This is a genomic window from [Clostridium] aminophilum DSM 10710 (assembly GCF_000711825.1).
Taxonomy (GTDB): domain Bacteria; phylum Bacillota; class Clostridia; order Lachnospirales; family Lachnospiraceae; genus Clostridium_R; species Clostridium_R aminophilum.
Genome location: NZ_JONJ01000015.1, coordinates 31,203 through 53,034, shown reverse-complemented (window position 1 = coordinate 53,034; position 21,832 = coordinate 31,203). Strand labels below are relative to the sequence as shown.

General features: G+C 50.6%; 15 protein-coding genes. 13 read left to right on the top strand and 2 right to left on the bottom strand.

All coding sequences use genetic code 11. The annotated features are described in order from the left end of the window. Window positions 1-93 precede the first annotated feature (93 nt). From BR86_RS0111165 to BR86_RS0111150, 4 genes are all read left to right on the top strand, one after another. Window positions 94-1,311, top strand: coding sequence for a class I SAM-dependent rRNA methyltransferase (locus BR86_RS0111165; RefSeq protein WP_031473940.1), 1,218 nt, complete (start codon window positions 94-96; stop codon window positions 1,309-1,311). A 28-nt stretch (window positions 1,312-1,339) separates the two neighbouring features. After that, a complete protein-coding gene (locus BR86_RS16365) occupies window positions 1,340-2,581 on the top strand; it encodes an NERD domain-containing protein (protein WP_083426002.1) in 1,242 nt (413 codons plus the stop codon). Window positions 2,582-2,730: 149 nt separating this feature from the next. After that, window positions 2,731-3,456 carry an acetolactate decarboxylase gene (locus BR86_RS0111155; RefSeq protein ID WP_031473936.1) on the top strand — a complete coding sequence of 242 codons (726 nt, stop codon included), beginning with the start codon at window positions 2,731-2,733 and terminating at the stop codon, window positions 3,454-3,456. Between the two features lie 103 nt (window positions 3,457-3,559). After that, entirely contained in the window at window positions 3,560-4,075 is a 516-nt protein-coding gene (locus tag BR86_RS0111150) for a cyclic nucleotide-binding domain-containing protein (protein WP_031473934.1), read from the top strand. 11 nt (window positions 4,076-4,086) lie between these two features. On the opposite strand, the gene BR86_RS0111145 is transcribed toward BR86_RS0111150, so the two are convergent. Next, window positions 4,087-5,190 carry a reverse transcriptase domain-containing protein gene (locus tag BR86_RS0111145; protein WP_161767323.1) on the bottom strand — a complete coding sequence of 368 codons (1,104 nt, stop codon included), beginning with the start codon at window positions 5,188-5,190 and terminating at the stop codon, window positions 4,087-4,089. Between the two features lie 430 nt (window positions 5,191-5,620). Here BR86_RS0111145 and BR86_RS0111135 point away from each other — a divergent pair, with 430 nt between their 5' ends. Beyond that, a complete protein-coding gene (locus BR86_RS0111135; protein ID WP_031473931.1) occupies window positions 5,621-7,756 on the top strand; it encodes a peptidase domain-containing ABC transporter in 2,136 nt (711 codons plus the stop codon). Window positions 7,757-7,766: 10 nt separating this feature from the next. Then, on the top strand, window positions 7,767-9,932 hold the full coding sequence (locus BR86_RS0111130; protein ID WP_031473930.1) for a peptidase domain-containing ABC transporter: 2,166 nt from the start codon (window positions 7,767-7,769) through the stop codon (window positions 9,930-9,932). A 145-nt stretch (window positions 9,933-10,077) separates the two neighbouring features. Here the strand turns inward: BR86_RS0111130 and BR86_RS15300 are convergent, their stop codons facing one another. Further along, window positions 10,078-10,548 carry a 3D domain-containing protein gene (locus tag BR86_RS15300; protein ID WP_081844239.1) on the bottom strand — a complete coding sequence of 157 codons (471 nt, stop codon included), beginning with the start codon at window positions 10,546-10,548 and terminating at the stop codon, window positions 10,078-10,080. Window positions 10,549-10,960: 412 nt separating this feature from the next. Between BR86_RS15300 and hrcA the strand changes: the two genes are divergently transcribed. From hrcA to BR86_RS0111090, 7 genes are all read left to right on the top strand, one after another. Further along, the gene (hrcA, locus tag BR86_RS0111120; RefSeq protein ID WP_031473926.1) at window positions 10,961-12,079 is read left to right on the top strand and encodes a heat-inducible transcriptional repressor HrcA; all 1,119 of its coding nucleotides are present in this window, start codon (window positions 10,961-10,963) and stop codon (window positions 12,077-12,079) included. Window positions 12,080-12,122: 43 nt separating this feature from the next. Further along, window positions 12,123-12,788 carry a nucleotide exchange factor GrpE gene (gene grpE, locus BR86_RS0111115; RefSeq protein WP_031473923.1) on the top strand — a complete coding sequence of 222 codons (666 nt, stop codon included), beginning with the start codon at window positions 12,123-12,125 and terminating at the stop codon, window positions 12,786-12,788. A gap of 114 nt (window positions 12,789-12,902) precedes the next feature. Beyond that, a complete protein-coding gene (dnaK, locus tag BR86_RS0111110; RefSeq protein WP_031473921.1) occupies window positions 12,903-14,765 on the top strand; it encodes a molecular chaperone DnaK in 1,863 nt (620 codons plus the stop codon). Window positions 14,766-15,013: 248 nt separating this feature from the next. Further along, window positions 15,014-16,153, top strand: coding sequence for a molecular chaperone DnaJ (gene dnaJ / locus BR86_RS0111105; protein ID WP_031473919.1), 1,140 nt, complete (start codon window positions 15,014-15,016; stop codon window positions 16,151-16,153). A gap of 291 nt (window positions 16,154-16,444) precedes the next feature. Then, window positions 16,445-18,517, top strand: a complete 2,073-nt coding sequence (locus BR86_RS0111100) for a L,D-transpeptidase family protein (protein WP_051684768.1) — start codon at window positions 16,445-16,447, stop codon at window positions 18,515-18,517. 139 nt (window positions 18,518-18,656) lie between these two features. Further along, complete coding sequence (rpsO, locus tag BR86_RS0111095) at window positions 18,657-18,923, top strand: 30S ribosomal protein S15 (protein WP_038288574.1); 267 nt, start codon at window positions 18,657-18,659, stop codon at window positions 18,921-18,923. 293 nt (window positions 18,924-19,216) lie between these two features. Then, window positions 19,217-21,316, top strand: coding sequence for a polyribonucleotide nucleotidyltransferase (locus tag BR86_RS0111090; protein WP_031473913.1), 2,100 nt, complete (start codon window positions 19,217-19,219; stop codon window positions 21,314-21,316). Window positions 21,317-21,832 lie beyond the last annotated feature (516 nt).

Sequence of the window (21,832 nt, the reverse complement as noted above, 5' to 3'; positions counted from 1 at the left end):
GAGTGTGAAGATGATCGGTGAAAATCCGGAGACAAATACGGAAAGAAAGGAATATGGTGATTTTGTCACAAAAAGCACCATTGAAGAATGAATATGGCAGAATCTTTGGTAAAAGACGGAAAGGTGATTCTGAAGAAAGGCGAAGGAAGAACCATCAAGTCAGGCGGTGCATGGGTGTTTGACAACGAGATCGCATCCATGGAAGGAAACTTTGAGGATGGTGATATTATCCAAGTAGAAGATTTCGATGGCTTCTTCCTTGGATACGGCTTTATCAACAGCCGATCCAAGATCCGTGTGCGGATGCTCTCACGCTGGAGAAAGGCGCCGATCGACGCGGACTTCATCCGGGAGAGAGTGAGAAAAGCATGGGATTACCGCAAGAAAGTGATTGACACCTCCTCCTGCCGTGTGATCTTCGGCGAGGCAGACTGGCTTCCGGGAATCGTGGTCGATAAATACGAGGATATCCTGGTGGTTGAGTCACTGGCTCTCGGCATTGACCGTCTGAAGATGATGATTTTGGAGTTTCTTAAGGAGCGCCTTGCGGAGGACGGAATCCGAATCCGCGGTATTTATGAGAGAAGCGATGCGCCGGTCCGCCGGAAAGAGGGACTTGCTCCGGTGAAGGGATTCATCGGGGAGGAATTTGATCCGAATGTTGAGATCTGTGAGAATGGCGTAAAGTACATCGTTGATGTCGCAAACGGACAGAAAACCGGATTTTTCCTGGATCAGAAGATGAACCGTCTGGCGATGCAGCCGCTCTGTAAGGGCGCGAGAGTTCTGGACTGTTTTACACACATGGGAACCTTTGCCCTGAATGCGGGACTTGGCGGCGCAAGGGAAGTCACCGGTGTGGATATCTCTGAGTTCGCGGTGAAGGAGGCGGAACGGAACGCAAGGCTGAACGGTCTGGATCAGACGGTGAAATTTGTCTGCGCGAATGTTCTGGATTATCTGCCGGAACTGGAGAAGAAGGGCGAGAAATATGATGTCGTGATTCTGGATCCGCCGGCATTTACCAAATCCAGAGAGGCGACCAAGAATGCGATCCGCGGCTACCGCGAGATCAACATGAGAGGACTCAAACTCGTGAAGGACGGCGGTATCCTTGCCACCTGTTCCTGCTCACATTTCATGACGCAGGAACTCTTCACAAAGACCATCGCCGAGGCGGCAAGAAGCGCACACAAGCGCCTTCGCCAGATCCAGTTTAACACACAGGGACCGGATCATCCGATCCTCTGGGGCGCGGGCGATTCGTATTATCTGAAGTTTTATATCTTTGAGGTAAGCGACGAGAAGTGATATATATGACGGTGAAAAGAGTCTGAAAGTGCATGCAGCACTTTCGGGCTCTTTTCATGAATATCACCATTGTTCTGTGTTATACTTGAAATATATGATGGACCGGAGGAACAGAACAATGGCATTATTTGAACGTCCAGAAGTGGTGATTCTCAAAGAATCAAGTGATGCAAAAGAGTACCTTGAAAAACTGTTGGATTTACAAAACGAGGTACAGAAGGACACTCCGTTATATAAGAAAATTGAAAAGGAAATAGCTGTCGTAAAGGCCGGAATCGCTGGAGAAGACAGAATTATGTTTGAATTGAAGAACAGCGGTATGAATCTGGTGGTTCTTCATGATATATGTCTGGTCGATCCGGAGGGAAATACAGCACAGATTGATTTCATTGTACTGACTCCTTATGTCAATGTTTTTATTGAATGTAAGAATCTCTTTGGAGATATTGAGATCAACGCAAAAGGGGATTTTATTCGTACATTTTCCTATAATGGGCACAGGTTTAAAGAAGGAATTTATAATCCTCTCACACAAAACGAACGTCATATGCTTGTGTATAAAAACTGCCGGGAGGCTAATAAAAGCAAGCTTGCACGCTGGGGATTTGAATTATACTTTCAGCGTTACAATAAACCGCTGGTAGTACTGGCAAATCCGAAAAGTCTGATTAATGATCGCTATGCTCCGAGAGAACTTGACGGAAAAGTGATCCGGGCGGATCAGCTGATCAATACGCTGAGGCAGATGAAGTCGGATTTGAAAAGTAAGAAAACGGAACTGTTGGACTTTGGCAACAGTATTCTGGAGATGAATCGGGCAGACCGGACGGATTATCTTGCGAAATTTGTCGAATTGAAAAGTGCTGTGGAAAATGAACCTGCAAATCAGGCAGCCGAAGAAAAGACAAAAACGGTTTATCAGGATGAGCAGGTTGATAATGCTGCTGAACATTGCGGTCCGGATTCGGAAGCGGCGGATTTCAAAGCACCGGATTTCAAGGCTTCTGTGGCTGAAGATGCTGGAGTGGCAGACGGCATACCTCAGAAGCCCGGAAGTGAGGCATTCCAGTCACCGGTTGTTGAGGGCAAGGTGAAAGAAGATATCGGAAAGGAAGAGGACGAAGTCAGAATCTGTCCAAGATGCGGCAATCGGCTTGTGATGAGGACCGCAAAACGAGGCAGTTATCAGGGAAATCATTTCTGGGGCTGCTCCAGTTATCCCAAATGCAGATACATTGAGAATTTGCCATCTGGACAGAATGAAGGGTAAAACATATTCTCCCGGAATAATCCCGTAATAGAAACGCGATTTATTATGGCTGCTGAATCTCAGGATTTCCAAAGGAATTACGCATCGTTATGCACATCATCGAAGTATCATTTCCATCGCAACAGACTGGTGATAAAAGAGGAGGACATATGAACGCAATCAAAATGTTTCAGGTTTCCACACTTCAGGCGCTGATGCTGGGATATTCCAGACCGGTGATCACCGTGGAAGAGCTGCTGAAGCACGGTGATACGGGCCTTGGGACTTTTGAGGACGTGGACGGGGAAATGATCGTTCTGGACGGCGTCTGCTATCGGGCAACCGAAGACGGAACGGTTGTGGTCGCGGATTCCGCAAAGGGTGTTCCGTTTTCGGCGGTCTGTCATATGAACCGGAGCCGCACCTTTGAGATGGGAGAGGCCCGGTGCGCCGCTGAACTGAAGTCGGAGCTTAACAACCGGATCGAAGAGGGATTCGGACTCAACAGTATGCATGTGATCCGGATTGATGGAGAGTTCCCGATGATTGACGCGAGGTCGGAGTCATCTTACCGTTCCATGCATGTGTCGCTGAAGACGATTTTATCCAAAACGCAGAAATCCTTCTGCTTTGAGAATGTGAAGGGATCTCTGGTCTGTGTGTATTATCCGGATTATATGGACGGGATCAATGCGGCGGGCTGGCATTTTCACTTTGTGTCGGATGACCGGAAACGCGGCGGACATGTCTTTGAGATTGCAATGAAGCGCGGCACGGCATTTCTGGACAAGATTAATTCCATCGAACTGAAACTCCCGGATGAGCCGGTGTTTGACACTTATTCGCTGAAAAATGCGTCCGAGAGCGAGATCAAACAGGTGGAGCAGGGAGAGTAACAAAGCGGGCGAACAGAAGAAACGGGAAAAACGGCAAAAACGGCAAAGGAATTCCGGGACGGACCGGAGATTCCGGAGCGAATCGGCGGATGGGAGAAACGATATGGGTCAGGAAGCAACAGGTGGAAATATGCGGAAATTTTGCGACGGAGAAGTGATTTTCCGCGAGAATGAAATCAATCCGTATATGTATAAAGTGCTGAAAGGGAAAGTCGCGCTCTATGTCAATTATGAAGAAGAGCAGGAAAATATTCTCGGAATTCTGGGCACGGATAAATTTTTCGGTGAGGTTTCCATGCTCACCGGCAAACCGCAGGTTTATACCGCGGTCGCCATTGAGGATTCTCTGCTTCTGAAAGTGGGAGAGGCGCAGCTGGAGCAGTTTCTGATCGATAACCGGGGCAACACACTCGGAATCATGAAGAGTATGGCGCAGGTGATTCTAACCCAGAATACGAACATTTCCCTCCTGATGGAGGATATGAAGACCATTCTGAAACAGCTTCCGGAGGAGGTAAAGACGGATTCCCGGATCGAGATGACGATCCGTCAGTATCAGCTGAAATATATGGTAAACGGTTCTTCCGCGGCGGAGCTTATGGTGAACAAAAAGGCGTAAGCAGATCCCGTTCAGCGTTCGAAATGGTAGTATTCATGGACCAGACTTCGGTACCCCATTTTCTGGAGGTCCCGGTAGCGGAGCCGATAGCGCTTTGCGGAAAAGGAACCGCAGTATACATAGCGGATTGCCTCCTGTGCGTAGTGGTCCATTTCCTTTAAGGATGCGATGGTGTTAATGACCGGGAAAATCCATCTGCTCCAGCTGAGTTCATTGCTTCCCGCTTTGCCGAAAAAAAGATTATTGCAATAGACGGTCATCTGAACAGCCGCTTCCCGGTCGGTCAGATGCCGTTCTTTTTTTGCGAGAATCAGCCGCTTGCTGTGCATGCGGATTTTGCGCAGAAGTTTTTGCCTGGAATGATCGGCAATGTCGAGGATTCCCTGATTCAGGGAATAACCGAGAATGTCCACCTGTTCTCCCGGTTCAATGAGACGCATTTTTTCCGGATTGACCGTCAGATGTTTTTCCTTCAGGACGGATTGAAAAAAAGAGATATACCGCTCTGCCTCTGCACGGTTTTCGGCAAAGATGATCAGATCATCCGAATAACGGCAGTAGAGCGGAGCGTGGCATTCATAATACGTATCCAGATCCATGAGACAAACATTCATCAGAAAATTGGAGAGCGGATTGCCGCCGAGAATTCCTGGTTCGCATTTTACAAGGGAGCCGTCTCTTTCGATACACTCCCGCCGGAGCAGTAAAAACTCATAGAGGGAATACATTCCGGGATCATTTTGAAAGATCTTTTTTAACTGCGGAAGAATCTGTTCCGGGACAATGGAAGACGCATAACTGGAGATATCTGCCTTGACGATGTAATACTTCCGGGTGTCCGGACAACGCAGCAACTTTCGGATAAAATCGTGTGCATTCATTTTGGAACGGAAAGAATAGAGACAGGGGGAAAAGATCGAGTCATAATCCCGCAGAAGATAGCAGAGCAGACTCAGGAGATATTTTTCCGTACCGTACCATACATAGATGTCCCGTTTGCGCTGGCTGAAATCTTTGGGAATCCGAAAATGCCGCGGCGCGGAAAAGAAAAATTCTCCGCGCTTTAACCGGTTCAGATCATTTTCTACAGCGCTGCTTCGTATATAAGAAGCCATTTCATCATATTTTTCGGGCTTTGAATTATTTTGTTTCTGACGGGAAGACAGAAAATCCTCTCGGATTTCGACAGCGGCAGCCCGGTCAAAGATTCCATTCGCGTTATTTTTCATTTTATCCAGATATTCATCTCAATTTCAGAATGTCCGTGTACAGAAATGACACGGTCGGGTTTTTGATTTCGATTACAATATGTACGGATTGCTGAAAAAAGTCAACTCCATTCTATGGAATACCGTTGTATTGACGGCTGACGTGGATTATAATTTCAGATGAGAGAAGGGTGCGGAAATCGTGTTCTCAGAGAACCGGACATGCTCACATGAAAAGCTTTGAGAACGGCTGTGAGCACAAGCCGGTTTTGTCCAGCCAGGCAAAATACCCCTTCTCTTTTGTTGTATCCAGGATCAGGAGGGAAGGAAAACAGACGTGAAGATACCGGTTATGATTCAGATGCAGAACGGTGAAAATGCGGCAACCGCTTTGTGTATGATGCTGGGATATTTCGGGCGTTTTGTTCCGATTTGTGACATGCGGGAAGTCTGCGTGTCTTCCCGGAACGGGTCCAGCCCGCAGCAGATCGCCGACGCGGCTCTTGTCTATGGATTGGAGACAGAAATCCGGAACATGACGATCCCGGAGCTGCGAAATCAGGAGTTTCCGGTCATGGTCCGGTGGAAAAGGCGTTATTACTGTCTGATCGAATCGATCCGGGGAGATCTGGTCCGTATCGTCGATCCGGCCCGGGGGACGTACGGAATCCGGCTGGAAAAGTTTGAACAGCTTTTTTCCGGAACCGTGCTGGTATTCCGGAAGACGAAGGAATTTCAGGCCGGTGGAAGAAGAGAACCGCTGTTCAGCCAGATCAGCAGCCGGCTGAAAACGCTCCGTGGGCCGATGGCCGTGATGCTGGTCTATACCGCCGGATGTATTGCACTGAACGTTTTTATGATGAATCTGGAAAAACAGATTCTGGACCGGCACATGGGCAGCAGAACGGCGGTGGTTTCGGATGGCGCAGAGGGGCTGATCCGGTATTATGCGGCGGCCATGGTACTCTATGTGATGTTCAGTATTCTCAAAACCCGTCATGTCGACCGGTCCAGCCGGAAGGCTTCCGCCGTTTCCGGGATCCGCCTGTTCAAAAATATTTTCCGCCAGCCGCTCCGTTTTTTTGAGGAACACAGTGCCTATGATCTGATCTCGAGAATGGAGAACAATATCACATTGGACAACTCGATTCTGAAAGCCGTGGTTCCGAGAAGCATCGATATGATGATGTCGATCGTCTATCTCATATATCTGTTCCGCTATCAGCCGTTTATTGCCGGAATCTGTGCGCTTCTTGTGGCGGGATCGGTCTTTTCGAGCACGCTGGTTCAGAATAAGAGGGCGATTGCGTCCAGAAGCATGGTCACGAACGGGAACTCCGTCAATGCATCACTGCTGAACGGGATGAATATGATTGACACGATTCAGGCGTCCGGGGCGGAGCACTCGTTTTACAATATGTGGTACCGGTCGCAGTACCGTTATCAGAAAAACCGTATGGTTCAGTTCCGGTATTCTGCTGTGTCCAATCTGATCAGCATGCTCTCCCAGAACCTTCTTCAGGCTGTATTACTCTTTATGGGGGCGTATTTTGTGGTTCACGGAAACATTACCCTGGGCGGGATGTCGCTGTTTCAGGGAATTTTAGGAAACATGATCACATCGGTCAACCGCTGTGTGGGTTCGGTCGATATGCTTCAGACCATGCGGACCAATATTGAGCGGATCGATGACATCAACAGCCGGGCGACAAGACCCCGCCTGTCCCCGCGGACGGATACGATGGAAAATGTCGACAAACTCGAGGGCGGACTTTCGGCGAGGGATATCTGTTACCGTTATCATGCCGGGGACCGGCTGGCACTGGATCATGTCAGCATTGAGGTTCGTCCGGGGCAAATGGTGGCGATTGTCGGGGAGAGCGGGTGCGGAAAAAGCACCCTCATCAAAGTTCTGTCAGACCTCTATCAGCCCGAGTCCGGCGAGATTTTCTATGCAGGCCGACGCCGGGAGGAGATTCCGGACGAAGTTTTTTATTCCTCTGTGTCCGGCGTGGATCAGGAAACGATGATGTTTGAGGATTCCGTCTATAACAATATCAAGATGTGGGACAGTACCATTCAGGATTATGAAGTGATTCTGGCGGCGAGAGATGCTCAGATTCATGAACGGATCAGCCGGGAAAAGAAGAATTACAGCGTCCGGATGAAAGAAAACGGACGGAATTTCTCCGGAGGGGAACTCCAGCGGATCGAGCTGGCGAGAGCGCTGGCGCATGAGCCGACACTGCTTTTTCTGGATGAGTTTACATCCGCGCTGGATGCGCGTACAGAGGACAGGGCGATGAAAGCGCTTCGGGAAAAGGGAACCACCTGCGTGATTGTAGCGCACCGGCTTTCCACCATCGTGGACTGTGACCGGATCTATGTGATGGAACACGGCCGGATCGTGCAGCAGGGAACACATGAGGAACTGTACGCGCAGGAAGGTCTTTACAGAACGTTAATCGGATAAGGGAATAAGAATGGGGCTTTACGGAGAAATCATCAAAAAGAGGGAAGAAAACAATGCCCGGATGGAGCAGAACGCGGACGCAGCGCTTCTGCAGGACAGACCGGTCCGGCTCATTGAAGATGAGATGGAGGACGTCCAGACCACAGTGCTCTATATTCTGGGACGTTTCGGCATTGATGCAGACCGGCTGTACGGATTTCACAGTATTTCGCCGCTTCTGGACACGATGCTGGATCCGCTGGGGATGATGTACGATTATTATGAAGATACGCAGGCGGTCTGCAGGAAAAAAACGGATTTTATTCTGGCTTTCCGCGCGGACAACAAAGCGGTCGCCGTCATCCCGACCGGAATGGGATACCGGTATTACTGCCCCGGTGATGCGTCGGAAGGATATGCGTCCGCCGCGTTTTGCGAAGGTCTGAAAAAGGGATGCTATATTTTTCACCGACCGCTGACCGTGCGAAAAACAATCCTGCGGACTTTTTGCGTCCATGCCATATACAGTCTGAGACTGTCGGATGTTGCCCGGCTTGCTCTGGCAACCGGTCTGTCCGCCGCGCTGGGCCTGGGGATTCCGGCGGTCAGCAGGTATATTTATCAGAACTACATTCCGTCAGAGCATTCTGCCGGCGGTTTTGCCATCGCGGTTTTCATCTACCTTCTGGTTGTTCTGATCCGTGCACTGATCACGACGGTCAAGACGCTGCTGCTCTCGGAAACCAAGATCCGTGCGTCGATTGAGGTCGAATCCAGTGTCATGGCAAAGCTTCTTCATTTGCCATATGCCTTTTTTAAAGATACCTCTTCCGGAAAGATATCGCGCAGAATTAACAGCTGCAACCGCCTGTCGGACATTATTCTGGACATCATTATGGATGTCCTGCTGAATCTCAGTTTTTCCGCGGCCTATCTGGTCCAGCTGCATTCTTTCAGCGCGGATATGTTCGGGCCGGCGATGATAATGCTTTCCGCGTACATCCTGTTCTCTGTGCTCAGTGCATGGATGAACATGAGAAAGGAAGCCCGTCTTCTGGATCTGGACATGGAGTATACGGATTTTCTGTTTTCGGCCATCAGGGGAATTCAGAAGATCAAGGGCCTGGGCGCCGGTGTTTTCGTCTATGCCAGATGGGCAGAAATGTACCGAAAGCGGTTGGCGCTTACCTACCGGCAGCCGTTTCTTCTGAAATACAGCAATGAAATCATGGCCGGAATCAGGCTTCTGACCACGATGGTTTTTCTCATGGCGGCGCTGAATGCAGGTTTGCGCAATACCCAGTATCTTACCTTTCTATCGTCATTCGCACTGATTATGACGGTAGTCGACCGGATCACGGATATTATGAAAAATATGTTCCTGACCGTTCTTTTATGCAGGAACATCGCGCCGATCCTTGAAATGCCGGCTGAAGAGACGGAGAGCCTGGAATATGTGCGGAGTCTTCAGGGAAATATCCGACTGGAAGATGTCACATTTTCCTATGAAAAGGGAAGCCGGCCCTGTCTGGACGGGTTTTCCGCCGAGATAAAAAGCGGAGAAAAACTGGCCATTGTAGGGGAGAGCGGATGCGGGAAAAGCACACTTCTGAAGATTCTTCTCGGACTGGAAAAACCGGATTCCGGAAATGTTTTTTACGATGAGAAATCGATCAGCGGTCTGAATCAGAAATCGCTCAGGAAATGCATCGGATCTGTTTTTCAGTTCAGCCGTCTGTTTCCGGGAACCATTGCGGAAAACATTGCGTTCGGAAAAGAGGAATATGCGGACATGGGGCAGATCTGGGCGGCTGCGGATGCTGCGGTCATCGGAGATGATATCCGGTCACTGCCGCTTCAGATGAATACGGAGATTTCGGAATCCAACTCGGGCGGTTTTTCCGGCGGACAGCGTCAGAGACTTCTTCTGGCGCGGGCTTTTCTGGCAAATCCCAGAATTCTTTTGCTGGATGAGGCAACTTCCGCGCTGGACAATGAAAGCCAGCGGGCGGTACTGGAGCATGTTCGCCGGATGAAAGCAACGGTGATTATGGTGGCGCACCGCCTTTCTACCGTGGAACAGTTTGACCGGATTATCATGATTGAGAATGGAAAGATTGCGGAAGAGGGTAAATATTCTGAATTAATGGAGCGAAACGGAAAATTCGCAGAGCTTGTGCGCAGGCAGCTTTTGTGATACGTCCATGGATAAATGAAAGAAGACATATCGAAAAAGGTGCTGTCGCACTGGTTGATTGATCAATCAACGAATGTGACAGCACCTTTCAAAGCTTTTATCAATTTTCATCCTATCAGTATTGAAATTCAGAATGATCAGTTCGTTACGGCAAGCGGTACACGGATACAGTGCGAACGCCGTAGTTATAGCACTCGCGGTTGGTGTTGAAGAAGATGTCCAGCTTGTTTCCGCGGATGGCGGATCCGGTGTCTTCCACGGTGTATACAGTTCCATCGATCAGAAGCTTTGTTCCCATCGGGAACACATTGCGGTCTGCTGCGATTGTGTGATTTGCCTTTGCATAGACACCGCTTGCGGTGAGACTGGATCCATACTCCTCAGCACTGTAAGCGCTTGCACGGAATTCTCCGGCATAGGATGCGATGGTGCCGTCCGGTGTCTGCATGGTCAGTAGGTGTCCTGCCTCGTCTGTCTGCTGGGACTCCGGCGTGGTTTCTTCCTGAACGGCCGCAAGTGCGGGACCGGTGGCGGTATCTGCCGCAAAGGAAGTGAACGTCGAAGCTGCCGCAATGAAACATGCGGTCACAGCAGTGATCATCTGTGAATTCTTCATATAACCTCACTTTTGGGCTGACACAAAAGATATCGTTATGTCATTGGGTTTCGGGTCAGGAGATGATTTGTAGTAAATCATAAAATCCTGTCACATCTTCAATGTCAGATTTTGCAGTTTCGTGTTCATTATATTACAGAAATGTTAAATGTCAAGCCCGGGCCCGGAAGCACAGGTTGAAAAGGGCGCATTTAGGCGCTTTTTGAGACAGGGAACCTATCATTATGGACATAAGTACAGCATCGGTTTTTTTACATTAGTTTAGATGTACCCTATCCGGATCGGAGGGAAAGGAAAATGCGAAAAATGTGTTGACAAAGCATTCCCACCGTCCTATATTATGAACTGTAGATATTAGCACTCCACAAAAATGAGTGCTAACAAATCGAAAGAGAACAGGGAGGAGCATTGGATGGAACTGGATGCGAGAAAGATTACGATTCTGAAGACGATTATCCAGACCTACCTTGAGACAGGTGAGCCGGTCGGTTCCCGGACGATCTCGAGAAGTTCCGACCTCAAGCTGAGCAGTGCGACGATCCGAAACGAGATGTCGGATCTGGAACAGATGGGCTACATCATTCAGCCGCACACCTCATCCGGAAGAATTCCCTCGGACAAGGGATATCGCTTCTACGTCGATGAGATTGTGAAGGAGAAGGATGCCGTCATCAAAGAGAGGGACGCTGAGAAGGCGGAACTCGCAGAGGTGACGGAGGAGAAGGACTCCGTAAACAGCCTGATGATCAGCCGGGTGGACCGACTGGAAGATCTGCTGAAGCAGATGGCGAAAATCCTTGCGGTGAGTACAAATTACGCCGCGATGATCAGCGGTCCGCAGTATAACCGGACAAAGTTGAAATTTGTCCAGCTTTCCAGAGTAGAGACAGGCAAACTCCTGATTGTAACGGTGCTTGAGGGAAACATCATCAAAAACTCGATGGTGGATACCGCAGAGACGCTGAGTGATCAGGAACTGCTGAATCTTAATATTCTTCTGAACAATAATCTGACCGGCCTTACAATGGAGCAGATCAACCTGGATGTCATCTCCAAGATGAAACAGCAGGCTGGAGAACAGCGTGAGGTGGTCGACATGGTTCTGAATGAGATCGCGGAAGCGATCCGGACCAACGAGGAAGATCTGAATATCTACACCGAGGGTGCAACCAACATCTTTAAGTATCCGGAGCTGTCCGACCGCAAGCAGGCGAGCGAACTTCTTCATACTTTTGAGAAAAAGGATGAACTGAAGGAATTTCTGGCAGAGAATGCTTACATGGAGGAAGTGGCGGAGGATAAGAAGAACGGGATTCAGGTCTACATTGGCCAGGAGAATCAGGTACAATCCATGAAAGACTGCAGCGTCGTTACCGCAAATTACGATCTGGGTAACGGTCTTCGCGGAACGGTCGGTATCGTCGGCCCGAAACGAATGGATTATGAGAAGGTTGTGGGAACTCTCAGAACGCTCATGAGTCAGTTGCAGAGCACGTTCAATGACAAAAAGAACGGCAGTGGAGCGGGCTGAAACATTTCGAAGAAAGGTGTGCTGAAAAGTGAGAGAAGAAGAAATGAAAGAAAATCTGAATGCTGAAGAGTGTGCTGAAAATGCCGAGGACGCGAAGACAACCGGTAATGTCGACGCGGAGGCAAGGGAAGCAGATGAGAAGCAGGAGGAGCCCGAGAAGGAAATGACTTCCGGTGAGGAAGCGACATGCGACGCGGAGGAAGCTTCGGAAGAGGCATCCACAGGCGATAAAGATAAAAAAGGCTTTAAATTCTTCAAGAAGGATAAGAAGGATGAGCGCGACGAGAAGATCGCTGAACTCACCGACCGCCTTCAGAGAAATATGGCGGAATTTGACAACTTCCGCAAGCGTACCGAGAAGGAAAAAGCGCAGATGTTTGACATGGGCGCGAAAAATGTCATCGAGAAGATTCTTCCGGTGGTCGACAACTTCGAGAGAGCGCTCGGAAGCCTTTCCGAGGAAGAAAGAGAAGCATCTTTTGCAAAGGGCGTCGACGGCATTTATCGTCAGATCGAGAAATTATTCGAAGATCTGGATGTGAAGCCGATCGAGGCGCTGGGACAGAAGTTCGATCCGAACCTTCATAACGCGGTTATGACCGATGAGGATAGCGATGCCGAGGAAGATACGATTACCATGGACCTTCAGAAGGGTTACACCTTCAGGGGACAGGTAGTCAGACATTCCATGGTTAAGGTAAAGAAATAAGCCTTTCGGAAACCGCGACAGTCCCGAAAAAACAGGAAAAATAAAACCATTTGGAAAACCACATTCCGGCGACGGCGAGTATCCGCGCCGGACATCATAAAAAGGAGATACATCATGGGAAAAATCATTGGTATTGATCTTGGTACAACAAACAGCTGTGTAGCAGTTATGGAAGGCGGAAAGCCGACCGTTATCGCAAATGCAGAGGGTATCCGCACAACCCCGTCGGTTGTTGCATTTTCCAAGACCGGTGAGAGACTGGTCGGCGAGCCGGCAAAGCGTCAGGCGGTAACCAACGCAGACAGAACCATTGCTTCCATCAAGAGACACATGGGAAGCGACTATAAAGTATGCATTGACGACAAGGCATACACTCCGCAGGAGATCTCCGCGATGATCCTTCAGAAGCTGAAGGCAGACGCAGAGGCATATCTCGGCGAGAAGGTAACCGAGGCGGTTATCACCGTTCCGGCTTATTTCAACGATGCACAGAGACAGGCAACCAAGGACGCAGGTAAGATCGCAGGACTTGATGTCAAGAGAATCATCAACGAGCCGACCGCTGCAGCGCTTGCTTACGGTCTGGACAATGAGTCCGAGCAGAAGATCATGGTATACGATCTCGGCGGCGGTACCTTCGATGTCTCCATCATCGAGATCGGTGACGGTGTCATCGAGGTTCTGGCAACCAACGGTGATACTCACCTCGGCGGTGATGACTTCGATAACGCGATCACAAACTGGATGATCGACGAGTTCAAGAAGGCAGAGGGTGTTGACCTTTCCGGCGACAAGATGGCAATGCAGCGTCTGAAAGAGGCGGCTGAGAAGGCAAAGAAAGAGCTGAGCTCCGCAACCACAACAAACATCAACCTTCCGTTCATCACAGCAACCGCTGAGGGACCGAAGCACCTGGATCTGAACCTCACAAGAGCTAAGTTCAACGAGCTCACCAGAGATCTGATCGAGAGAACCGCAATCCCGGTACAGAACGCGCTCCGCGATGCAGGCCTTACCGCTTCCGAGCTTGGAAAGGTTCTTCTTGTCGGTGGTTCCACACGTATGCTGTCCGCACAGGATAAGGTGAAAGAGCTCACCGGCAAGGAGCCGAGCAAGAGCCTGAACCCGGATGAGTGTGTCGCAATCGGTGCTGCAATCCAGGGCGGTAAGCTTTCCGGCGATGAGGGCGCAGGAGATATCCTTCTTCTCGATGTAACCCCGCTTTCCCTGTCCATTGAGACCATGGGCGGCGTAGCAACCAAGCTGATCGAGAGAAATACAACCATCCCGACCAAGAAGAGCCAGATCTTCTCCACCGCAGAGGACAACCAGACGGCAGTAGACATCCACGTTGTTCAGGGTGAGAGACAGTTCGCAAGAGATAACAAGACGCTCGGAAACTTCAGACTGGACGGAATTCTTCCGGCAAGAAGAGGTATCCCGAAGATCGAGGTTACCTTTGATATCGATGCAAACGGTATCGTAAATGTATCCGCGAAGGATCTCGGCACCGGCAAAGAGCAGCACATCACCATCACTTCCGGCTCTAACATGAGCGATGCCGATATCGATAAGGCAGTGAAGGAAGCTGCTGAGTACGAGGCTCAGGATAAGAAGAGAAAGGAAGCAATCGACGCAAAGAACGAGGCGGATTCTCTGGTATTCCAGATGGAGGATGCTCTTTCCAAGGTTGCCGATAAGGTTTCCGAGTCCGACAAGGCTACCGTTGAGGCAGATCTCAAGGCTCTGAAGGATATTCTCGCAGAGGTTCAGAACGGTGAGCCGACCGAGGATCAGACCGCAAAGATCAAGGAAGCAAAAGAGAAGCTGATGAACGACAGCCAGCCGATCATGGCGAAGGTTTACGAGCAGGCACAGGCTGCAGGCGCAGGTGCGGATGCCGGTGCTCAGGGCGCAGGCCAGGCACAGAGCGGTGCAGATGACAATGTCGTAGACGGTGACTTCAAGGAAGTCTGATAAAGAACGGTGCGGGTTCCGTCAGATACGTTGAGAGAACCGGCACGAAAAGGTCGGGTTTGATGATCTGATGAAATAGCACTTTGAGCGTGATGGGGATCGGGCTTCGGCCTGAGCCCCATCATGTGTGCCATAAAGACATTGAATCGTAGCAGGAATGCCGCTTGCGGGATATCCTGGAAAGAACATACCCGAGGCGACGCGGGCACAGAAAGACCGGATACGGCATTTCTGACTGGAGGAATAACATGGCAGAGTCCAAAAGAGATTATTATGAAGTGTTAGGCGTTTCCAAGGACGCGGATGATGCGGCGCTGAAGAAAGCCTATCGTAAACTGGCAAAGAAATACCATCCGGATGCCAATCCGGGCAATGAAGAGGCGGCGGAGAAGTTTAAAGAAGCGTCCGAAGCGTACAGCGTGCTGAGCGATCCGGAAAAGAGAAGACAGTATGATCAGTTCGGACCGGATGCATTCAGCCAGGGCGGCGCAGGAGCCGGCGGCTTCGGCGGATTTGATTTTAACGGTGCGGATATGGGCGATATTTTCGGCGATATTTTCGGCGATATCTTCGGCGGCGGCCGCAGATCATCCCGGAACGCCAACGCTCCGATGAAGGGGGCAAACGTTCATTCCAGCGTCCGGATTTCATTCGAGGAAGCAATTCACGGCTGCGAAAAGGAGATCAAGGTCAATCTGAAAGAGACCTGTTCGAAGTGCGGCGGAACCGGTGCAAAGCCGGGAACCAAACCGGAGACCTGCCCGAAGTGCGGCGGCCGCGGAAAGATTGTTTACACACAGCAGTCCCTGTTCGGCACCGTACAGAATGTGCAGAGCTGTCCGGAATGCGGCGGAACCGGAAAGGTGATCCGGGAGAAATGCCCGGACTGCTACGGCTCCGGATATGTATCCCGCATGAAGACCATCAAGGTCAAAATTCCGGCCGGCATCGACAACGGCATGAAGCTGCGTGATCAGGGCAACGGTGATCCGGGTATCAACGGAGGACCGAGAGGTGATTTGCTGGTGGAAGTAATTGTTGCACCGCATCCGATCTTCCGCAGACAGGATACCACGATCTTTTCCACGGTTCCGATCTCATTTGCCACTGCGGCACTGGGCGGAACCATCAAGATCCGCACGGTGGACGGAGAGGAAGAATATGAGGTAAAGGCCGGAACACCGACCGATACGAAGATCCGTCTGAAGGGAAAAGGCGTTCCGTCGCTCCGAAACCGCAATGTTCGCGGCGATCAGTACATCACTCTTGTGGTTCAGGTTCCGCAGTCGCTGAATGCAAAGCAGAAGGAAGCGCTGAAGGCGTTCGATGACGCGATGCATGGCATTGAGCCGGAAGAGAAGAAGAAAAAGGGATTTTTCGGAAAGTGATTTTGCGGAGAACCGCAATATAATGAAAAAACGCGTGATAATAAAGTAAAGAAACAGGGGATTTGCGGCACTAACTGCGAGTCTCCTGCTTTTTTATGTCATAGCAAAAAATGTTACAGCAATATGATCAGAGGGCACTGCTATATTTCAGAAGTGTTAAATCTTACGAAAACGGCGGGAAGACTTTATGGTAATGTCAGAGGAATGACATTTGACGCTATGCACCGGATTACTATAGAATAGACAAAGACTATGACAGGGTGGAAAACGCCTTTTACGGAGATAGATGGAATGAGTAAGAAAGATAAAATGAATACGCCGGAGTCTCTTCCGAAACGAGGAAGAAGCCGGTCGAAATATGCGAAGAAAGAAGTTCTGAAGGAGACACCGCCGATTGAGGCGGCGGAAACGTCTCTGGCGGAAAAAGCACAGACGGATATGCCGGATGAACACGAGGCGGAGGAAAAGGAGAGCGCTTCCGGTGCGGAAGCATTTCCGGAAGAAACGATCGTTTCACCTGACGCAGAGGAACCGCCTAAGCGCGGACGAAGCCGTGCGGAAAAGAACAACCGTGATCTTGCGGCGGAGGGCGGTATGTCCGGAAAAAAGAAAGCAATGATTGCAGCGGCGGCAGCGGCAGCAGTTCTTCTTTGCGGTGCCGGCGGATATGCGGTAAAAGCGCAGACCTACCGGAATGCGTTCTTTCCCCGGACGGTCATCAACGGTGTTGACGCATCCGGAAAGACCCCGCAGGAAGTTGAACAGGAAATTGAGCGTGATACGCGGAATTATACCCTGACGATCGCGGAGCGGGAGGGAAAGTCGGAAAGCATTGCCGGAGAGGCGGTCGATATGAAGCCGGAGTTCGACGGCAGTATCGAAAAACTCCTCGGAGAACAGAATATCTGGGCATGGGGACTGACGCTCGGAAACTCTAAAAAGATCACGATCGATACGGCGGTGACTTTCGACGAGAAAAAACTCGAAAAACTGGTGGACGATCTGGAATGTCTGGACCGCAAAACACAGACCCGGCCGGAAAATGCTTCCGTTTCGGACTATGTCGAAGGAAAAGGATATTCTCTGATTCCGGCGAAGAAGGGAACGCTTGCGGATTCGGACAAGCTTTACGATGCCGTGCGGGATGCGATGAAGAATCTTCAGACGGAGCTTGATCTGGAGAAAGAAGATCTGTATCTCAGTCCGGCGATCGATGATGATAACGAGACGCTTCTCTCAACATTGGATCACCTGAACAAAGCCGCGGAGATGTCGGTCATTTACCAGTTCGGTGATGAAAAGGAAGTGCTGAGCGGCGATACAATCCGTAACTGGCTGTCGGTCGGCGCGGACGGTTCCATGCAGGTGAACGAGGGTGAAGCAGCAGCGTATGTCAGCTCACTTGCACAGAAATACGATACGGTCGGCAGAACCAGAGGTTTTCGGACAAGCTACGGGACAACCGTGGATGTCAACGGCGGAACCTATGGATGGAAGATCGACACGGCGACCGAGACCGCAAATCTTCTGACCGCAGTCCGCGAAGGGGAGAGCACGGAGAAAGAGCCGGCCTACTCGAAATCCGGAAAGTCCAGAGCGAACGGAGGTATCGGTGATACCTATGTGGAAGTGAATCTGACCGGTCAGCATTTATATTATTATAAGAACGGAACACTGGTGCTGGATACGGATTTTGTGTCAGGAAATCTCTCCAAAGGACACGGTACGCCGAACGGGGTATATACCGTGGCGTATAAGCAGAAAAATGCTGTCTTAAAAGGTGAAAATTATCGAACGCCGGTCAGCTACTGGATGCCGTTCAACAATGGAATCGGCTTTCATGATGCCAACTGGAGAGGATCGTTCGGCGGCACGATTTACAAGACAAACGGTTCCCACGGCTGCATCAATATGCCGCCGGCGATGGCAAGAAAACTGTTTGAGAATATCGACACGGGATGCGTTGTCGTCTGCTATGGCGCGGCGGGTACCGAGAGTAAAAAGACCAGCAGAGACGGCAGACCGTCCGGCCAGGAAACGGCAGCGGAGACATCCGCGCAGGCATCGGAGAGCGCTCAGACAGCGCAGACAACCGAAAACACGCAGAAAACCGAACCTGCGAACACGCCGGTCGGACCGGGCGGCGCGGCGACACCGAATACGGCGGAGACACAGCCGGAGACCGCAGCTGCAAAACCGGCTGAGACCGCGGCGGCAAAACCGGCCGGGACGCAGGCAGACGGACCGAGAGCCGGTCAGTCCGCTCAGACGAAGACCGAAGCGGCCGCTCATGAGACGGCTGCCGTTTCCGGACCGGGAGCGGATCGGAACATCGGCGCAGCAGTCGGACCGGGAGCGGCATAAAAACTGAAATTATTATTTACAGTTTTGAGCCGACATGATATAATACGCGAGGTATGAATTCGCCGATACGCAGTTTATCCGAGGTACTCCTGACGTAAACTTCGTATACGGTCAGTTGAAAAAACAAGGAGGATCTATCATGATCACAAAAGAGAAAAAGACAGAAATCATCAACCAGTACGGCAGAAAAGCCGGTGATACAGGTTCACCGGAGGTTCAGATCGCACTTCTTACAGAGCGCATCCAGGAGCTCAACGCTCATCTTGCTAACAACCAGAAGGATCATCACTCCAGAAGAGGTCTTCTGAAGATGGTAGGTAAGAGAAGAGGTCTTCTTGATTACCTGAAGAAGACAGATCTTGAGGGTTATCGTGCGCTGATCGAGAAGCTCGGTCTGAGAAAGTAATTCGCTTCGAGTGCTCGGGGGCAGAGATTTTGCGGTCTCTGCCCCTTTTTCACAATCGGACAGGGGGATGAATGTCCCGGTCCGGTATGCAACCAATATTATTTTTATCCTTCTGACTACTTCCGGGACCGCTGCTGTACATGTGAGGAACCGCAGGCTTTCCCTCTGAAGTGAGGGATGGGAAGCCGAAGGAAGCGAAAAGCGTAGTCCTTTCGCGGGTTTTGTTTCAGAGATCTCGCGTGCAGAGCAGTAGTCACGGACAAGAGTCGGGAAAGAGGAGAAAAGGAGACAATATGTTTAAGAGTTTTTCAATGGAGCTTGGCGGCAGAACGCTGACCGTTGACGTCGGCAGAGTTGCGGCACAGGCCAATGGTGCAGCATTCATGCATTACGGCGATACCGTTGTGGTATCCACAGCAACCGCGTCCGCAAAGCCGAGAGACGGCGTGGATTTCTTCCCGCTCAGTGTTGAGTATGAGGAGAAAATGTATTCGATCGGAAAGTTCCCGGGCGGATTCAAGAAGCGCGAGGGTAAGGCAAGCGACAATGCGGTTCTGATCGACCGTGTCATCGACCGTCCGATGAGACCGCTGTTCCCGAAGGATTTCAGAAATGATGTTCTTCTCGACAACCTTGTTATGTCCGTAGACCCGGACTGCAGCCCGGAGCTGACCGCGATGCTCGGTTCCGCAATTGCAACCAGCATTTCCGATATCCCGTTTGACGGCCCGTGTGCAACCACACAGCTCGGAATGATCGAGGGTGAATTCATTGTCAATCCGACCAACGACCAGAAACTTGTTTCCGATCTGGCGCTGACCGTTGCATCCACCAGAGAAAAGGTTATCATGATCGAGGCCGGTGCAAACGAGATTCCGGAAGACACCATGATCGAGGCAATCTACAAGTGCCATGAAGTAAACCAGGAGATCATCAAGTTCATCGACCGCATCGTTGCAGAATGCGGCAAAGAAAAGATGCAGTACCAGAGCTTCGGCGTAGACGCGGATCTGGTTCAGGATCTCATGACAAAGATCCCGTCGGAAGAGATGGAGAAGGCTGTCTTCACCGATGACAAGATGGTTCGCGACGAGAGAATCGCCGCTCTGACCGATAAGCTTGCAGAAGAGTACGCGGAGAAGCCGGAGTGGGTTGCACAGCTTCCGGATGCCATGTATCAGTACGAGAAGAAGACGGTCCGCAAGATGATCCTGAAGGACCGCAAGCGTCCGGACGGCAGACAGATTGACGAGATCCGTCCGCTGGCTGCGGAAGTTGACCTTCTTCCGAGAGTTCACGGTTCCGCAATGTTCACCCGTGGTCAGACACAGATTCTCGATGTTGTCACACTGGCTCCGCTTTCCGAGGTTCAGAAGCTGGAAGGCCTTGACACCAACATCACCTATAAGAGATATCTCCATCAGTACAACTTCCCGTCCTACTCTGTCGGTGAGACAAAGCCGTCCAGAGGTCCGGGCCGTCGTGAGATCGGTCACGGCGCACTCGCAGAGAGAGCGCTGGTTCCGGTTCTGCCGACAGAGGAAGAGTTCCCGTATGCAATCCGTGCCGTATCTGAGACCATGGAGTCCAACGGTTCCACTTCTCAGGCAAGTATCTGCGCTTCCTGTATGGCACTCATGGCAACCGGTGTTCCGATCAAGTCCATGGTTGCAGGTATCTCCTGCGGTCTGGTTACCGGTGAGACCGATGACGACTACATTGTCCTGACCGATATTCAGGGCATCGAGGACTTCTTCGGCGATATGGACTTCAAGGTAGCAGGTACACACAAGGGTATCACTGCGATCCAGATGGATATCAAGATCCACGGTCTGACACGCCCGATCGTTGAGGAAGCGATCCGCAGAACCAGACAGGCAAGACTTCACATCATGGATGATGTCATGGCACCGTGCATCTCTGAGCCGAGAAAGCAGCTTTCCGAGTATGCTCCGAAGATCGATATGATGATGATCGACCCGAAGAAGATCGGCGATGTTGTCGGAAAGCAGGGTAAGGTGATCAATGGTATCATTGATGAGACCGGCGTAAAGATCGACATCAACGATGACGGTCAGGTTTCCATCTGCGGCACTGATCAGGAGATGATCGACAAGGCAAAGGCGATCATCCACAGCATTGTCACAGACATCGAGCCGGGTCAGGTATACACCGGTAAGGTTGTACGTATCATGAACTTCGGCGCATTCGTACAGCTTGCTCCGAACAAGGACGGTATGGTTCATATCTCCAAGCTCTCCGAGAAGAGAGTGGAAAATGTGGAGGATGTTGTCAACATCGGCGACGAAGTAACCGTAAAGGTTATCGAAGTCGACAAGATGGGACGCATCAACCTGAGCATGAAGCCGTCTGATCTGGGCACCAACCGATAATCGCGGCAATCGCGATCATCGAAAATCATGATCATAAGGTTCCGGCCGTGAGCCGGATAGAGGGCAGGGCCTCCGCTTTCGCGGGGGCTCTGTTTTGTGTTATTTCATAGGAAATTTCTCCGAAATTCCCTATGAAATAAAAACGCTCCGCGGACTTTGTTCCATAGAGAGTGCTTTACACTTTTCATGGAAAAAATTATGCGTATTATGCGGTGAAAAGAATTGCGCAAAACGCATTCGGAACGTATAATGAAAGTTACGGAGATTGACGTTTTTTGGAAGGATTGTATTTTCAGCATGATTCCGAACCGATCAATTCCGGATCTGAGACATATCAATTATGGAACAATTCTAAGAAAGGAGTGAACGCAGTGGAAGGTCGAACGAGCAGAGCAGATTCAGACGGCAGTCATCCTGAACGGAAGGCAGTGTGTGCCTCTGAAGCATCTGACATATTCATATGTGACAAGCATGCCGGGCGGAATACAGCCGCTGCGCGCACTGCCATCTGATTTT

What these genes read in the sequence shown, in the direction of transcription:
- BR86_RS0111165 (WP_031473940.1), top strand. Translation starts at nt 94, where the DNA reads ATGGCAGAATCTTTGGTAAAAGACGGAAAGGTGATTCTGAAGAAAGGC.
- BR86_RS0111155 (WP_031473936.1), top strand. Translation starts at nt 2,731, where the DNA reads ATGAACGCAATCAAAATGTTTCAGGTTTCCACACTTCAGGCGCTGATG.
- BR86_RS0111150 (WP_031473934.1), top strand. Translation starts at nt 3,560, where the DNA reads ATGGGTCAGGAAGCAACAGGTGGAAATATGCGGAAATTTTGCGACGGA.
- BR86_RS0111145 (WP_161767323.1), bottom strand. Translation starts at nt 5,190, where the DNA reads ATGGCTTCTTATATACGAAGCAGCGCTGTAGAAAATGATCTGAACCGG.
- BR86_RS0111130 (WP_031473930.1), top strand. Translation starts at nt 7,767, where the DNA reads ATGGGGCTTTACGGAGAAATCATCAAAAAGAGGGAAGAAAACAATGCC.
- BR86_RS15300 (WP_081844239.1), bottom strand. Translation starts at nt 10,548, where the DNA reads ATGAAGAATTCACAGATGATCACTGCTGTGACCGCATGTTTCATTGCG.
- hrcA (WP_031473926.1), top strand. Translation starts at nt 10,961, where the DNA reads ATGGAACTGGATGCGAGAAAGATTACGATTCTGAAGACGATTATCCAG.
- grpE (WP_031473923.1), top strand. Translation starts at nt 12,123, where the DNA reads ATGAAAGAAAATCTGAATGCTGAAGAGTGTGCTGAAAATGCCGAGGAC.
- dnaK (WP_031473921.1), top strand. Translation starts at nt 12,903, where the DNA reads ATGGGAAAAATCATTGGTATTGATCTTGGTACAACAAACAGCTGTGTA.
- dnaJ (WP_031473919.1), top strand. Translation starts at nt 15,014, where the DNA reads ATGGCAGAGTCCAAAAGAGATTATTATGAAGTGTTAGGCGTTTCCAAG.
- BR86_RS0111100 (WP_051684768.1), top strand. Translation starts at nt 16,445, where the DNA reads ATGAGTAAGAAAGATAAAATGAATACGCCGGAGTCTCTTCCGAAACGA.
- rpsO (WP_038288574.1), top strand. Translation starts at nt 18,657, where the DNA reads ATGATCACAAAAGAGAAAAAGACAGAAATCATCAACCAGTACGGCAGA.
- BR86_RS0111090 (WP_031473913.1), top strand. Translation starts at nt 19,217, where the DNA reads ATGTTTAAGAGTTTTTCAATGGAGCTTGGCGGCAGAACGCTGACCGTT.